Source organism: Massilia sp. UYP11 (genome assembly GCF_050434805.1).
Classification (GTDB): Bacteria; Pseudomonadota; Gammaproteobacteria; order Burkholderiales; family Burkholderiaceae_D; genus Telluria.
On sequence record NZ_JBNDJE010000036.1, the window covers coordinates 1 to 15,580 of the forward strand.

The following is a 15,580-nucleotide window of genomic DNA, read 5'->3' on the forward strand; positions in this document are numbered from 1 at the left end:
ATCTTGAATTCCTCTGTGTACCGCTTACCGCTCATATCTTCTCCTTGTGCCCGATATTATGGCTCAGGAGTGTCTACGATAGTCGTGGCGATTCAGTCAATCCTAGCCGAACAAGGCGAAGGTTAGAAGCTCCACATCAGCTATCGTGAGTGCTGTCCGAGGTGAACAGGAAGATTGCCTTGTCGAACCTAGCGTTGCTCTTATTATGAACTGAACGCACATACCTGAAATGTCGCTTCAAGCGACACTCGTTGACTACTACTCAACGGCGAAGGAATCCGTGCGTCTCTGATAAAATCTAAGCGCTAGGACAATTTACTTGGGAAGTAACTTTACCCGACCGTCTTTTCCCTCTGCGGCCCTTCGTCCGTGCGGTATGGCGACAACTCGGCCATCTCGGCCTTCACGTGAAGTTGCGCCCTTCGGAACGCACACGACGCGTCCATCCCGACCCTCCCGAGAGGTACCGCCATGCTTGATCGCCACAACTCGACCGTCGCTTCCTTCCCTCGATGTGCCACCAGGCGGAACCGCCACCACGCGTCCATCGCGTCCCTCACGAGACGTGTAGCCAGAGGGTACTTTTACTTTTTTATGATCGCTGCCGGTTCGATATCGATCTGCCATAAGGTCTTCTCCTAAAGTGGTATTTAGTCGAAACCTAATGCAATTTCGCAACTCGGCCGCGGCGACGTGACTAGCGAAGAAAAGACGTCGGTGCAAGAACCTCTACCGATAGGCTTGTCCCTAAAATCGCTTGGTACACCGTACGTTCAATTTCAGCCCGATCGTGAGATCTCCAGACGTAGCAAAGAGCTGCATTTCGGGTTAACGAGGCTCCTGTCCTAGTATCGTTCGTTACCAGTCTTCCATCTGACGCTCGTAAGACATAATTCGTGTCCATATCTCCTCTGCTTAGTTAGGCATTTCCTTTAGTGAGGTCCGCAGACTAAGCCCCTTTCAAACAAAAATCAAGCCAAAGCTCATACGAATAAAAGGAGCGGGCATTCAACCATATTGCGAGTCCGTGCTAGACACTGAACAACGCGAATCACGCGACTTCAATTCCTTCTGCACGTGCCTTACTTAATATCTCTAACAAGACCAAGCTCTGTTTTTCCGTAGGAATCTTCTTCGGAATTTGCGTCGCAATGCTAAGAACGCCTGCCTCTTTGGGGGTCACAAGCTGCTTTCTTGAAAGTACACTGGATAGATGCGCCCATTGCAACGCAGGAATATTAAGTACCTGCTTCTGAGCATCAATGCCGTTATCAATCTTTTGGGTTCTTTTTGCCGATTGAGCGTCAACGGCGACCTCATCTGCAGAGATGAGTTCCCCCCAGAACTCAGCTGGCAGGCTCGCTTCAATTTCAGGAATCCGCGTCTGAATTCTTGACCAGCAAGCGTCCTTTTTGCACCACTCTGATATATTGGATACGCCAGCTGTAGGTTGTGTGATGTCATCGTTCACAACCTTCGAGATTGCGCCCAAGGTACTTTCCAAAACCTTATTAATCCCTTGATTATTCCAAATGCGCAGAAAGTCCAATGCGCTATCTCGACGCCTGCTAATCTCGCTCAGCACGGCAATCGAGTAAGCAACAACGTTTGCGCGATAACCCCCGTTATACCAAGGCTGTTCAGAAACTAGTTTCTCGGTTGCGCGGAATATCAACCCCCGCGCAATGGCACGTCTATAGTAAAACTCATTAAAGTCGTCCGAAGATTTTTCCCATTCCTTGCCAATCCTCTGCGCATACTTCGCAAAATTCTTTTGTGCGCCGAGATTGACCCATTTCGGATGCTCGTCCCACACGTTCTCGAATTTTGCTAAATCGGTTTTGGTGAACATCTGAAATTTTGGATGTGCCGTCTTAAAACGTTTTTGATCGGCCGCAGTAAGGTTGTTTTGCGCATCGGCATACTGTCCTCTAGCACGCTCATAAAACCATTTCGTTTCCCGAATTGCGCCTGGCAGCGCTGGGGCCCATATGCGCCTCGAGTATTCCTCGATTCGTATGTGAAAGGGATGATTCGAGAAGAAGTCGGCAGCATTAACCTTGTTCTGGGTATTGGCATATTCCGAAATCTTGGGCACTATAATTTCGCTGTCATTACTGTCGATAACAGACAATTTCATCTGAACAAAAATTTGACCAAGCGCAGCCTTATCCCGGCGGCGTGTATGGAAAAGCGATGCAGTCGTTTGCCCACCGTTCACAATCTGAAGATCAACAATTCTTTTGATCTGCATCCCCGTATCTGCGCTAATCGTCTCGACACTTTGGGCAGTGGCAGTAATACCGTTGTTGTACGCAAAAAACATGCTTGGCTCGTTCAATATCGTACTTCGTATGCCTTGATTAACGGAGCCTCGTGCCTGGAGAAATGTCCTTACATTCTGTTCGAGAAGCCGTGCCCCAAATCTTTCGTATAAATCGGAAAGAATTTCTGCTGGCATAACGATCAGGTAAGACTGGTAAGCGTTCAATCCTAAATGAGCGGGCAAACAAGAAATGCCGGCACCGAACATTTCGATGAAATCTAAATTCAGAGCTTCTTTATGTCCGCGAGAGGTTCGTTGCCGGTAGAGGCGCGAGATGTCCCATATATGAAAACTTGTCAAGATGCCTGTCGTTTCGCCGTCGGGCAAATCTTGAACCTTGTCGCTAATCGTCCGCTCGGAAACAAGTATCACATTGATTTTGCGAATTAAATCTTTTCGATCAACGATTTGCCTAGCTAGGCCGTATTCTGGTGACGTGACTTCAAGCTCGCTCGCTAGGTTCTTATTCACGCTAGCTTCAAAGAAATTGGCTACACGTTTAAATGCAGCCTCTAAGTCGGTCTTTGTAAGGGTCTGCAGTTCGTTTCGACAGTCGAAATCCGCTACGAACAGATCGAGAGTTCCTTCGTCGTTGAACCAATAGCCGTCTACACGCATTCCACGCTGGGCTCGATAGTGGCAAAACTCAAAACCGTCTACAAATCCAGTTTCAATAAACTCCGATGTAACGGCGTCCATGAAAGCTGCAAGTTGGAAAGTGCTCTTTGCTTCAGCATCAATCAATATTTCTCGGCGAAATTCCTCGAAAAATTCCTCTTTTGAAATCTCCACTTATGACCTCTCCAAGATCAGCGAATCTGAACACATGTACGCCTTAATAGATTCAAGTTTAATTTCATAAGAAAGCCGGGTGATACCTTGGGGTAGGCCAGATCGCACAAGCTTCGGAAAGCCTTCCAACACTTGATAACACTGAGAGTTGCTCACGACAAATCTGGGGGTGTCATATTCAGGCAGTGGAATGTAGCCAAAGGAAGATAGTTTTTCTGAAAATGCTTCAAGCGCTTTATCGTCTGTTAACTCCAACTCAATTATCCGGATTATGTCGTTCAAAGAGTTTGCATGATCGGAATCAGGCATGTCGCTGAGTTTATATATCATCAAAAAAAGATTGCTGGACAGTGTCTCAAGCTGATCTTCAGACGAAATCCTTACGCTGTTGCGTTCCCTCCCACTAACTGACTTTATCTCAACAGCGGTATCACCAAAAATAAAGTCTTGATGAACACTGTCAATTCCGCACCAAGCGTCCAACGCCGCAATTTCTGATAGGCGCCGGGTATAGAGTGAACGCAGGAACTGAAGCTCTGCAAACAAGCCTTGTATCTCTTCAGCCGACAATAGCCTTAGTTTCCGCCCAGCGAGAAACGCTTTCCAGCGCTTAATATGAACAAGGACGACTGATAGCGCAACGGAGGCATCGGAGACCGGAACAAGACTGGCGATGAGTGTCTTGCAAAGCCCGAAGAACAAGTCTCGATCTACGTGCTTCTCTAACGTTAGAATAAGACGCTGTTTGAATGGAACCTCACCATTTCGGAGGTCCACGGTAATTCCATGCAGAGTTATCACGTCATTACGAAACTGTGTGCTGTGATCCCCATCTAGCTCGATAATTAGAAGGCAGTTACCCTGCACGTTCTTACCCCAAAAAATAGGAATGGCGGCTGTTCCAGCTACTTTCCGCACATTAAAGTCTGCTTTGGGGCTGCCAATATCGTCCCATGGCGTTTCGCTACTCGTCATAGTCGTCTTCATCATCTGGGTCGTCGTTGAGCGATCCAGCCATTTGTTCCAGCCATACCTTATTGGCTACGATCTCAACTTCAGTGCCAAAAAGACCGCCAGGGAAGCTTACGCCAAACGCTGGAATACGCTGATCAATTGACTCGTTCCCCTTGGGACAGAGAGCGTGCAACATCAGCAATGGTTTGTTCCTAGCAATGCGGAAATGATAATCTGCAGGGTTTGCGCTTGTGTTACTCGTATCTTTCGACGCCTCATTTACGGCTTGTGCGAGCTCAGTCTCGCCCAAGCCAAGTGCTTCGTCCCCTCGACTTGCAACCCTGTAGCCATTTAAACGCCAGCTATCCGTCGTGAAATTCTCAAATTTCCGTTGCTGCGTTCCGAGCCTATAGGTGCTTGCGGCCGAGGTCGTGTCACCAATCGAAATCAGCAAGACATCACTTAAACCAAATCTGTCAGTAATTGCGGCAAGGTACTGAAGCAACAATGCCTTTTGTAGTTCGAAACCCTTGTGAACTTTGAAACGAGTAATAAATTTTTCAATTTCTGACGTGGCGACGTCTTGAATAAACCAACCTTTATCCGTTGCAACAACTTTGCCGCCGAAGCCTCGCCGCCAAAACTCTTCAATAAGCTCATCATTGAATTGGTTAACTGGCGACTTAGTTGGCAGAAGCGTACTCTCGACAAGCTTCCCAGTAAGATTTTGTTTTACTATAATTTTTTTGCCACTACGCATTTTATTGGCCGCAGTGATCAGGAGGCTATCCGGATGAGCCTGAACATAAAGACCGAAATCTTTCGGGCTCATCTTATCCCGGCGCATTCGCGTGATTTGCAGCCTCAGCTCATCGGATGCGTTCGCAATGTATGAATACCAATCAATAGATTCCTGCGGTAAATGCACTCGGCAAAGATCTTCAAATCCAAGACGGTACCCAAACCATCGGCCCATTTGCATGAGAGTATCGTACATCTTTGTATTTCGATACATGTAGCTTATGGTGAGGCCCTCAATCGTTAGGCCTCGGGAAAGGCTGAGCCCGCCAATGGCAACCGCTGTAAGACCGATGCCATCTCTTTCATATTTTTTGTAATCAAGCACCTCGTCGCTTTTACTGTTTATGACGTATATGCGGAGGTGATCAAATACGCTGTTCAGCGCTTTCTTTACAGTGTGCCATTCAAAGCCGCAGTCTGAGAATTCCTTATCGAATGCGCTTTTAAGCCCGGTCATGTATTCGTTTTTGTTCGACACCTCCTCGGGCATCATATAGTTAGCCTTGACGGCCTCGCGAATTCTTTTCTCGCGCAAGCTTACAAAATCCCTAACGACCTTTTGTGTCGCCATAAAACGCGATATGTTAATCAGCATGGAGCAGTGTTTTTTTTCCTGCCCACGCAGATTTCGGATCGCCCGCGCTACTATGAATTGATCGAAGGCGGCGTAGAGGCTTGGGGGAAGCTCTAGCAGAGCGTCGTCCTTTTTATGTGAAAAAGGAAGGTATTTCTCGCAATCATTTATCGGGCAGAGAATTCTCGCACTTGACTTTTCTTCCAAGAATACTTTTTCAGGCCCGAAGTAAGTGTTTGGCGCGTCAAGCGAGTAGATGAAATCTCTAGGGAAGAGCTCTTCTCGAACGTCTTCATCGTAGGCTTCAGGGTTAATGAAGATGTTCGCGAATGGGGTGGCGGTGTATCCGACATAGCACGACTTTTCGAACAGGCCGAGGATGCGTCGTATCATGGAATTCGTACGTGTCGGACTGACGTCTTCCTTATTCGTATTAATGGAGGCGTTATCAGCTTCATCGTCGATGAGGAGCATTGGTACGTCTGATATTCGGCCATCACCTTTCGCGTTCAATTCTTTTAACCACTTATGCAGTGCGTCAAGCGTCGTGACATTTTTCTTGATTACCAATATTATTGGTTTGCTAAAATCATTAATTTTCCAGCCGCTTTTTGCGGCTGTATTCTTGTTGAAGTCCTCGTTTATGTTGGTAAGGGTTGCTGGATGCGGAAATTTTCCATATGTCCCTACTCCGATCGGAACCCGGTTTTCAGGGTCGCTAGACCTGCCGATAAAGCCTTCATCGACTCTTTCTTGCGTTTGCTTTCGGAGGTTATTGTGAATGCCTGCAATTACAATAATGAATTTGTATCCGGCATCAGCAGCCTTCCCAATAACACCCATGTAGTTCGCTGTCTTACCTGATTGGACGTGGCCGATCACTAGACCTCTACGATTCCAAGATCCATCGCTCGTTGGGTCTTGAAGATGCGAAAGTATCTTCAGGCCAACGTCGCTCAAAGAGCGGACAAGCGTCGGTTGCCATTTTTCCGAAATAAGATATTTTTCATATGCGTCGGAATACGTCCATTCAATTTCTGTGCGTTTATAGACCCACTCGTCGTCATGATTCGCTTCGATATTAACTAGCGACACTCCTGCGCCCATACGTGTGTCTATCGCTACCATTGCTTCTTCGATAGCGCTCCGCAAGTCGCCTTCATAATCGAATACGACTGCTAATTGCTTTGCTTTGGCCTCGACTTCTTCTTTCGTGGGCGGATCTGACTTTCGGAGAAGCGCAGCGATCAGCGAACTCACAAAGCCTTTGTCCATCTCCATATGGTTTATCGTATTCATGCAAAGCTCTCGCGAATGAATTGTTCTGCCAGTTCCATATTGTTCTCGAAAAGTTTCGTGGATTTCAAAATTTCACGGAATGTTCGCTTGTCCGCTGCGGTACTGCCAGTAATCACTTGCCTTAGAGCTAACAGCCTGTCCATGAATAGATTATCGTCAGGTAGGAGCTGCCTTATTTCGCGAGGGTTAGTTGAGTAGTCAGAATAAATCATCTCAATCGGCAAGGCCGTTGCTACCATTTCCATAAGAAGCCTCAACTGTTGTTTTCCGTCGCTGTCTAGGCGCTCGCCTAGACCCTGTAGAACAGGATGCTCAGAGTTAACTACGTAGCGGACATAGCCGTGGTCCGCGTAGCGTTCCCAAATCGGTGCAGTATTTTCTTCAAAGAGCTTCTGCCCTCTACCGCGATGTACTCTCGTGCTCCGGGTAGATACTTGGGAAATTATTTGGCGTAGTCGTTCGCGGACAGGATGGGGAGGGCGTGCACGCGACTTCTTTATATCGATGGTCCATGATTCGTCAAGGCTGTTTGGGAAGTCTATTTGCACCCGAGCCAGTTTGGTCGACTCTCCCTTAGGTATCAATCTGAACCAATCTCCCCAAGCCATCAGGCGGCCGTTTCGATAGATATAGGCGCCCTGGTTGGAGATAAAATCACTTCGGTTTTGATAGAAGTCGTATTCGCGTGTTGATAGCCGGCTGTGGTGGGGAAGAATATATGGCTGCAATTGAACCGCAACTTCTCCGATATAAACTACTTCTTGGGGCAAAATTTGAGTTGCAGCGTTATTCCGACAAAATGGGTCGAAAGGCTGTATTGAATGGCCGTTAATGGAAATGGAGATCTTCTTTCGGCCTTTTAGTTCACCGGATAGATATCGATGAAATACTAGTGAAAGATGCTTTTCTAGTACGTCGAGTTTTTCGTTGACTATTTCGTCACGGCGACCGCCAATTTGATCTTCAAGCATGCGATCTAATTCTGCCCAGATTATTACAGTCCCATCCCCCGATAGCATTCTACTTTGAGGAAAATCTGATGTTTCTGTATCGTCGAGGATGGAAAGAATCCAGTCATCTCGAGCATCGATTTTATCCAAGCTCCACGTGGCGCCGCTGAGGCACGCGTTCTTCGCACTGATTACGGTTAAGGAACGGCACTGTGAGAACGAAGCAGTTTTTAGACCGAGACCAAATCTGCCCAAGTCGCGTGGTGATCGTTTCTGTTTCGGATTTGCGGTGCCATGTCGCATTGCGTCCACGATCTCGTCTTCGTTCATACCCCAACCGTTGTCTACAACCGCGAGTGTTGGCGAAGCTCCTGTAACGTCGCAGACTATGGAAATATCGGTTGCGTTAGCAGAAATGCTATTGTCGACCAAGTCGGCGACAGCTGTTTCGAGCGAGTACCCTAGGTCTCGCATGGACGCGGAGAGGCAGGCAGCGCTCGGTGGGAGGTGATGATCGCGAGCCATTTGTTGCCGCTCCTTGTTGACTGTGCACTTCGATGACTGTTTGGGGATTCGGCCCCAATAGTGTTACCAAGCAATTATACCCGGCATGCAGCCTGTCCGGCAGCATCACTTACATGTCACGGTGAGCGATTTGAATGGGTGACTTGTAGAGCGGCCGGAGCGGCAGAGCTGGATCTACTTGTGTTGCATCGTATGGTCGAGCGGCTCTGCGGCAGGTTGCCAGAGTGAGCCGCTCGGTAAGTGGAGGACAGTCAGACAAGGACGTTCTTCACTAAGCTGGCTATTCGATTCGCTAGTAGTGGGGGGACGGCATTTCCGACCTGATGAAACTGCTCAGTTCGGTTGCCCATAAAGAAGTAGTTGTCAGGAAAAGTTTGCAACCGGGCGGCCTCGCGAACAGTCAAGCTACGGCATTGCGTCGCATCGGGGTGGATAAAATAGTGACCGTCTTTAGCGATATGGCTAGTGATAGTTGTAGAGTGGGCCCCATATCGTTGTACCTTGAACCTGTCAGCGAACTTGCCTGTTTCCCAGTTATCGTGATCGGGGCGCAAGCCAGATAGGTCAAACTGTTGATGCCCTTTTGGTGAAAAGCCTCGCAGCTCTGCAAACGTTGCGGCGTATGCGTATCTTCGAAGATCGCCTGTCATATGGGCACGTGCCTCATGATTTAGCCATTTATTCAGATTCGGGTCCAAATACCACTCCCTGAGTTCAAGCGGTAAGACGCTGTCGCCGGCACCAGAAAATCGATTGCTGCCGGTTTCTAAGTTATATTTAACTCCAAACGCAGACGACAGCAGCGCACAACTTAAGTCTGCGTCACCCTTTGCGTTTGCTTCAGCCGCCAGTGAGCGGAGATGATCGATCACAGTATTTGCCCATACGGAGCTTGAGTCTTGTTCGCGGGTTAGACTACTCCTGAGGGCTGGAAGGCCACTTAGCACGTCTTCCACAAGGTGAGATGGGACATTCTTGCTAAGTCGACCTGCCCGCACATTGATGTCGGATCGAATTCCTAAAAGGATTACCCTATGCCTAGCTTGGGGCAGCCCGTGCTCTTCTGCTTTGATTATGAAGTCCCTTGGGTCAATCGAGCTTACGTCCATTCCCTTTTCGAACGTCGTATCAGTCACTAACGAACAGATTTTATATCCGAAGTTTGATGGCGCCTCCCCAAGCGCTGCTCCTGGATCACATAGGTCCTTGAGGATGTGATGAAAGATTTTTTCACCATCAACTTTTGCGGAAAGAATTCCTTTAACGTTTTCCATCACGAAAACAGCGGGGCGACGGCTTCGGATGATTCTCAGGTACTCTTTGTAGAGGAAGTGACGATGATCTTCTTCGGCCTTGTAGCCAGCCTTGCCGAGATTTCGTGAACGGCCTACCAGCGAATACGCTTGACAAGGTGGGCCACCGATGAGAACACATTCTTCGTCTGCACTTAGGAGACTGTCTAGTATGGCGTCTAGCTCATCATTGTCTGACGGCTTGCCAAGCTCGAACTGGCGGGCCTCACGTTGCGCCTCCTCCCAAGCAGCCTCCGTCACGCTGTCGTATGGGGAAGGCGCATCGCCATTGCAAAAGCGATAGTAGCGACGGGCATCGCGTGGGTTGTGCCTTACACGCCGAAAGTAGCTGCGGAGCGACAGGGTCTTATGAGCGGAGGTTTCCATCTCAGCTGATACGATAATCTTGAAAGCCCGACCGTCGTCTAGAGATGAGAAGCCCTCACCTAGGCCGCCAGGTCCTGCAAATAAATCAATAATTGGTATAGTCATCACGAATACAGTTAGGCGCACTCACCGAGTGGCCTGTTGAAGCAAATTGGGAACAAATGATAGATATTGTAGATAAATTGGTACGATCACGAATGATGGCGGCAAATAAAGCTAAAAACACTAAGCCGGAATTGTTGCTCAGACGGTTCTTACATGGGAAGGGCTTTCGCTACAGAATCCACGTTCGCAGCTTACCAGGTTCACCCGATTTAGTGTTGGCAAAGTACAACTTAGTGATTTTTGTACACGGCTGTTTCTGGCATCAACATGCCGGATGCCGTTTTGCCACGACTCCAGACGAGCGGCGTGAGGAGTGGCAGGCGAAATTTGCAGGGACCCTGGCACGAGACGCTCAGCATATTACAGCGTTGCGTCAAGGCGGGTGGCGGGTATTCTTAATATGGGAGTGCGGCTTGACAAAAGGCCAGGCGGGCCAGTCCTTAGAACGGCTTCCAGAGGCAGTCAGGGACGCCTCTCTGGACTTCATCAGTTGGCCCGAGCCTGCTGTAGGGTTGAGCAAGCGCTCAACATGAAGGGCGAGCCTCGGTTCAGCCGTCATCAGGCGGAACTAACATACACGGGTTGCCGTTGAGTCGAAACGCATCAGCATGTAGGTAGTGTAGTGTTGCTCTACCCAGTGACATACCTAGTCGTCCGTTACGTAAGTACTGAATTTCACTTATTGGCGAAGCTGGCGCGCAAGCAGCCGCTTGCAGTGTCAATCTGGGAGTCCAACTCACCGGCGGCTACTGCCGCCTTGAGCATATCGAGCGTAGGGATCAGTTCGGCCATGGTGCCGACTTCGATTGCGCTCTTGCCCTTCGCAAGCTCAAGAACCTTCGCCCCATACTTTACGATCAGGCAGACCTTGCCGCTGTCTGCGGTAAACCACCATGCCTTGATACGTTTAGGAGCCTCCACGCGGCGCACGTCGCCAGTCTCGCGGTCTTTCACTTTCCGGGTGTGCATGGGCGCATAAGTCTTACCTTCCTGTGCGCCCTTCGCCAGCTCTGTTTGTTCCCAAATTTTCGCAATCAGACGATTACGACGTTTAACAACAGGAGGGATATCAGAAGGACGTTTTGCAGATACCAGTTTCAGCGAAGTCAGTGTGTTCATTTGTTTGCCTCATCAGTTAATTAGTACACCAATGATGCAGTCGCGTTATCACCTAATCAACTATTTTTCATAGCTTTCGAATTGCTCATGTTTAGTGGTGTTTTCGCCCTGTGACATACGGTGCCCTACCTGCGATATATCGGTTTGCTTGCGCAATTTTGTCATAAGACAAAAAGTCACGCCGTATCGCAGTGACCTCGCACGACCGCCAAATTTCGCGGTCATTTCTTATACTCTATATCTGGGTAAATTCACTTCTGATTCAGATATCTTTCTTCATATCTGAATGCAACGCGAAGGGCTGAGCGAGCAGCGAAGACCAGCGTCAGCATTCCCTTGCATCGGAGCGAATAGCGAAGAGGCAAGGTGCCGATAGGCAAAAAGACGAAGTCGGCAAAGATGACTAACGAATTTAGTCAGAGAAGTGGCTACCCAATTCAATGGGTACTGGAATTTGAATGCGCATATGTTCAGGACAAACATCTGTTGCTTGAAGCACCAGAGCATCAACAGCGCATACCGTCTTTGCTTCGCGACAGATGGCTTGCTTGTTTCTGCGTATTGCATATGACGTGGTTTAGCAGGAAAAAAATTTACTCAAGATTATTCTTAACCCTCGCTGTGGTTAAGATCATTTTCCGCATCATGCAACACCCTCGCTTATCGTATGCCTCGCTGTTGGCTCCGCTTAGTCTATGCACCCGGTTTTTACGTGAGTGGTCGTTGCTGCTGTGGTCCCAGTACCGCTAAGTTGTCCTGGCAGCTTTCAGTCGTTGCGACTGTGGCGCTATTGCGTTATCAGTATCAGTGCCTTATCTAAGGGCAGCCGGCTTTTCTAACGTGTGAGCCTTGTGGAGATCGGTGGTTTGTGGCTGATTGTAATCTTGCTCTTGTAACTATATTTAGCTCCATGTGAGGATACAGGAACCAAAGGAAATAGCAATTATCTTTGTTTATTGGCTAAGTCCCTGAATCTTCTAGATTCTTCTCCCGATTAGTCTTGCGTTGATTTCCCAAACCAAAGAATGCATCCTCCGCTCCGTGGTTTTCTTATATTTTCAGGAGTTGATGATGGCGCAAGCAAAAACCTTATCGGAAAAAGAGTTGAAGCGCGTGCTTGCGCACATCGCCATCGGTAAGCATGCTGCACGTAACAGGGCGATGTTGCTGATTACACATTGGGCAGGTTTGCGAGTAGGGGAGGTAGCTGCGCTGTTGATTGGCGACGTGCTTGCAACTGATGGGTCGATCAAGTCGGAAATTCGATTGTTGCCTGAACAAACGAAGGGACGCCATGCGCGCACGGTATTTGTTGGGGAGCGTCTTCGCAAGGAGCTGACCGTGTACATCGCCACGCTGAAGAATCCAACACCAGAGAAGCCACTGTTTTACACCCAGAAGCGGCTTGGTTTCACGGCGAACACAATGTGCCAACACTTCCATTGGCTGTACAAACAAGCCAATATTGATGGAGCCAGCAGTCATTCCGGACGGCGCACGTTCATTACCAATCTTGCTAATAAGGGCGTCGGGGTGCGCGTGCTGATGGCATTGGCTGGGCACCGGAACATATCGACCACCCAGGTGTATATTGACGTTAACGACGAAATGCAACGTGCTGCTGTCGATTTAGTCTAACTGCGAGTGTCACTTTAACCGACACTTCACAGTTTCTATGCTCGCTTCGGACGCGCCGTCAAAATTTCCAAGCGAATGACGTGAAAATGGTCGCGATTGCACTTGGGTTTCTAGTGGCTCTGAATAATGTAGTCGCCAAATTTCAGGGTAAATATCGCGGCGTCGGACGCGACAACTTCTGAAATTACGAAAACGAAAATTCCTTTCGGCGAACGCACCATTTGCCGATACTCGAATTCGGTTGTAACTTTTATCTCCATTTCGCAATTATCTGCATACTTCCATACTTCCATAATTCGAGAAAATGTGTTTCTCCGATGCAAGTGGGTCCATCAATAGTGGAAATCAAATTAAATGCAATGGGATCAGGCTCCGTACAAATTCCGTTAACCATGAATTCATAGACGTATTCGCCATTACATGTTCTCCGATATTCTCTAATAAATCTCATTCCGTTTCTCTCCATTTGATTGCATCTATATTTATTTTGGATAGCTAGCTGCCGAATTGGTGTAGGGTGCTGTGCAAAGGCGCGCTGCGTCGCTGAGGTAGTCGGAAGCGCGGCTATTGGGTTGTCGTCTGAACCGACAACCCAACATTTTCTATTGTTCTGCCGCCGGCTCCTGACCGTCGCCCGGTTAGCTCGTCACAGCGGAATTCACCACGGATTTATCTTCGAGCAGATCAGGGTGCAACTCGGTAGGGCAAGAATCTTTCTGCGGTATATAGAACGTTACTTTTCCATTCCTGCGAGCGATTGCAATTGGTAGCCAGGTACCTTCGCTTGGAATCAATTCCTTCAATTCGTCCGGTGAATGCTCAAAGAGAAAAGACGTTAGGGGCGTCCATGACGCGGCCAGCGAAGTATCAAACAAGGTCTTCAGGTTGCCTTTGTGCCTATTTTGAGCGCGCTGTTGCTCTGAATTTTTTTGTTCCTGCTCGCACTCAAAATTATCGATTTCGGTTTTGATTTTGTTAAGACCGCCAAGCTCTCTCACCCAATCCCCGAACGTCTTCTCTGTTTGGTCTTCGTTATGTGCACGGATAAGAACCTTTGCGTCGGCTGAGGCTTGTCTCCGGTCTGACTGGCGAAAAAGCTTCGAGAGTAGGTGGAACTCAGTGGTTTGTTTGTTGCGACCTTTCAAGCCATTAGCTTTACATTGCTCATACAGTTCATCCATAAGTATGCTGCTTACTTCTGGTGTCGTGTCGTCAAAGTACGCTCGCCGAACGCCGAGGATTTTTGCCAACCCGTTAATAGCTTTTTCTTGGACCTTCCCGTGATATTTGTCTATTGTCTCATCAAGGTTTTTTCCTGAGCTATAAATTTCGCTAAGCTGTTCTCGAAAAAAGGGGAGGACTTTTTCTTTATCAAAAACTGGGCGGGTAAACGTTGAAGTGGTAGATTGGGTTAGGTTCGTTTGGTGTTTCGGTTGAGCTTGTTGTTCGGATTGCTGCGCGGATTTTATGCCGCTATTGGATTCAGAAAATGCATCGACATCTACCGTGGTCGTCGCATCAATATGGGCGATTTCGTTCGAAGCAATCGAACCTGATTGATCCATTTCGCGGAATTTAATAACATTCCATTTATTGAACTGATTCAATTTAGCTATGGATGCGTTATTGTCAATATAAGACGCATTGATTCTGGTGGTTGTTGTCATCATGAAATCCTTTATGTCGTTGGGTTGGTTTACGTAATGTCGTTCACGCTAGCGTTCTGTGCGTGTGCTGCTCAACGACAGTGCTATCTTAGGTTCGCTAGCTGATATAATCTCTAACTACAATTCAGACCACGATTCTGGTTAGTGTTTTTTAGACATGAATAAAGACCGAGAAAGCGACCGACTGGCTCGTTTGATGTTGTTAAGCCAACAGAAATACGGGATTTCTGTTCAGGAGGACTGGCGTCACGAGAGCTTTTTTCGGTTTTTACAGATAAGTCCCAGCTATCATCTCGCGCACCAAGTAGCAACGGGGGGAGTCCAGGATTTGGCAAATGTCGGGCACGTTCCGCGCGACTTTCTTGACGTGGTAAAGACTTACGAGGCCTTTGGGGACGTTTGGCAGACTGATTTCTGGAATTGGTGGGTGAAGCGTGCCCAGTATCAGTTTGGTCTGCGGTGCCCGCCGAGAGTTCATAGGTTTGCAACACTACAGCCCGGTGCTGAGGCGAATCAGCAGAGCTTATACGAGGCGCAAGCTTGCCTTGATCAGTACTTCTCTGCCGATCGACTTGCGGAAGGGAAGCCGGGCAGTCTTGTGGTTGCAGTTCCCTTACATGCTGATCGCGCGACAATCTTGCGCGAAGTGTCGAAGCTGATGGACGAGGCTGAGCATGAAGCGGGACCGGATGCGGATTCTGGGCAGTTCAAATTTCTAGTGAACAAAATTCGTCGGCAGACACTCGATGAGGCGCGACGGGTTGCGTGGGCCAGAGCGGCTGCGCCGAAGCAGCCCCTGTATGTGATAGGAAATCGAGTAGGGATCGCGGCTGCGTATATCACGGAAGAGGGCGCGAAGGCACCAAAAGACAATAGGCGTGATCTGATGGTGATCGTCACAAGTCGGCACCTCAAGCGTGCGCTTGTCTTTTCGGAAAACGCAGCGCGCGGAAGATTTCCTTGTTCTGACGAGGTGGATAGTATCGCTTTCGATTTCAATAAGCTACGGTCCACCATCATTGCCTACCGAAACTGGATAAAGGCGGAGCTTGCTCGCCTTAAGGCCACCTCGAATAACCCGCTCTCGGCGTGAGCAGAGCCAGGCGAAACGTGAGTCCGCGCTCCAGCATCGCTCAGTAGCGTGATTTTCA

At 48.5% G+C, this 15,580-nt stretch carries 10 protein-coding genes; 3 read left to right on the forward strand and 7 right to left on the reverse strand.

All coding sequences use genetic code 11. From position 1 onward, the window contains the following. Positions 1–1,051 precede the first annotated feature (1,051 nt). From ABIB38_RS23485 to ABIB38_RS23505, 5 genes are all read right to left on the reverse strand, one after another. Positions 1,052–3,118: an AIPR family protein gene (locus ABIB38_RS23485; protein ID WP_429207149.1), complete on the reverse strand. Its 2,067-nt coding sequence runs from the start codon at positions 3,116–3,118 to the stop codon at positions 1,052–1,054. Continuing rightward, positions 3,119–4,093 carry a PD-(D/E)XK motif protein gene (locus ABIB38_RS23490; protein WP_429207151.1) on the reverse strand — a complete coding sequence of 325 codons (975 nt, stop codon included), beginning with the start codon at positions 4,091–4,093 and terminating at the stop codon, positions 3,119–3,121. It abuts the gene before it with no gap. Beyond that, the gene (locus ABIB38_RS23495) at positions 4,083–6,746 is read right to left on the reverse strand and encodes a Z1 domain-containing protein (protein ID WP_429207153.1); all 2,664 of its coding nucleotides are present in this window, start codon (positions 6,744–6,746) and stop codon (positions 4,083–4,085) included. The genes ABIB38_RS23490 and ABIB38_RS23495 overlap by 11 nt, the downstream gene beginning before the upstream one ends. Continuing rightward, complete coding sequence (locus ABIB38_RS23500) at positions 6,743–8,221, reverse strand: ATP-binding protein (RefSeq protein ID WP_429207154.1); 1,479 nt, start codon at positions 8,219–8,221, stop codon at positions 6,743–6,745. The genes ABIB38_RS23495 and ABIB38_RS23500 overlap by 4 nt, the downstream gene beginning before the upstream one ends. A 251-nt stretch (positions 8,222–8,472) precedes the next feature. After that, positions 8,473–10,005 carry a DNA cytosine methyltransferase gene (locus tag ABIB38_RS23505; RefSeq protein WP_429207156.1) on the reverse strand — a complete coding sequence of 511 codons (1,533 nt, stop codon included), beginning with the start codon at positions 10,003–10,005 and terminating at the stop codon, positions 8,473–8,475. A 95-nt stretch (positions 10,006–10,100) separates the two neighbouring features. On the opposite strand from ABIB38_RS23505, the gene ABIB38_RS23510 reads away from it, so the two are divergent. After that, complete coding sequence (locus ABIB38_RS23510) at positions 10,101–10,538, forward strand: very short patch repair endonuclease (protein ID WP_429207163.1); 438 nt, start codon at positions 10,101–10,103, stop codon at positions 10,536–10,538. Between the two features lie 142 nt (positions 10,539–10,680). On the opposite strand, the gene ABIB38_RS23515 is transcribed toward ABIB38_RS23510, so the two are convergent. Next, a complete protein-coding gene (locus ABIB38_RS23515; RefSeq protein WP_429207158.1) occupies positions 10,681–11,124 on the reverse strand; it encodes a DUF6641 family protein in 444 nt (147 codons plus the stop codon). A gap of 1,071 nt (positions 11,125–12,195) precedes the next feature. Here ABIB38_RS23515 and ABIB38_RS23520 point away from each other — a divergent pair. Further along, on the forward strand, positions 12,196–12,762 hold the full coding sequence (locus ABIB38_RS23520) for a tyrosine-type recombinase/integrase (protein ID WP_429207165.1): 567 nt from the start codon (positions 12,196–12,198) through the stop codon (positions 12,760–12,762). Positions 12,763–13,400: 638 nt separating this feature from the next. On the opposite strand, the gene ABIB38_RS23525 is transcribed toward ABIB38_RS23520, so the two are convergent. Then, on the reverse strand, positions 13,401–14,429 hold the full coding sequence (locus ABIB38_RS23525; RefSeq protein WP_429207160.1) for a hypothetical protein: 1,029 nt from the start codon (positions 14,427–14,429) through the stop codon (positions 13,401–13,403). Between the two features lie 157 nt (positions 14,430–14,586). On the opposite strand from ABIB38_RS23525, the gene ABIB38_RS23530 reads away from it, so the two are divergent. Further along, positions 14,587–15,522: a hypothetical protein gene (locus tag ABIB38_RS23530; RefSeq protein WP_429207161.1), complete on the forward strand. Its 936-nt coding sequence runs from the start codon at positions 14,587–14,589 to the stop codon at positions 15,520–15,522. The last annotated feature ends 58 nt before the right edge of the window (positions 15,523–15,580 follow it).

What these genes read in the sequence shown, in the direction of transcription:
- ABIB38_RS23520 (WP_429207165.1), top strand. Translation starts at nt 12,196, where the DNA reads ATGGCGCAAGCAAAAACCTTATCGGAAAAAGAGTTGAAGCGCGTGCTT.
- ABIB38_RS23530 (WP_429207161.1), top strand. Translation starts at nt 14,587, where the DNA reads ATGAATAAAGACCGAGAAAGCGACCGACTGGCTCGTTTGATGTTGTTA.
- ABIB38_RS23490 (WP_429207151.1), bottom strand. Translation starts at nt 4,093, where the DNA reads ATGACGAGTAGCGAAACGCCATGGGACGATATTGGCAGCCCCAAAGCA.
- ABIB38_RS23500 (WP_429207154.1), bottom strand. Translation starts at nt 8,221, where the DNA reads ATGGCTCGCGATCATCACCTCCCACCGAGCGCTGCCTGCCTCTCCGCG.
- ABIB38_RS23510 (WP_429207163.1), top strand. Translation starts at nt 10,101, where the DNA reads ATGGCGGCAAATAAAGCTAAAAACACTAAGCCGGAATTGTTGCTCAGA.
- ABIB38_RS23525 (WP_429207160.1), bottom strand. Translation starts at nt 14,429, where the DNA reads ATGACAACAACCACCAGAATCAATGCGTCTTATATTGACAATAACGCA.
- ABIB38_RS23505 (WP_429207156.1), bottom strand. Translation starts at nt 10,005, where the DNA reads ATGACTATACCAATTATTGATTTATTTGCAGGACCTGGCGGCCTAGGT.
- ABIB38_RS23515 (WP_429207158.1), bottom strand. Translation starts at nt 11,124, where the DNA reads ATGAACACACTGACTTCGCTGAAACTGGTATCTGCAAAACGTCCTTCT.
- ABIB38_RS23495 (WP_429207153.1), bottom strand. Translation starts at nt 6,746, where the DNA reads ATGAATACGATAAACCATATGGAGATGGACAAAGGCTTTGTGAGTTCG.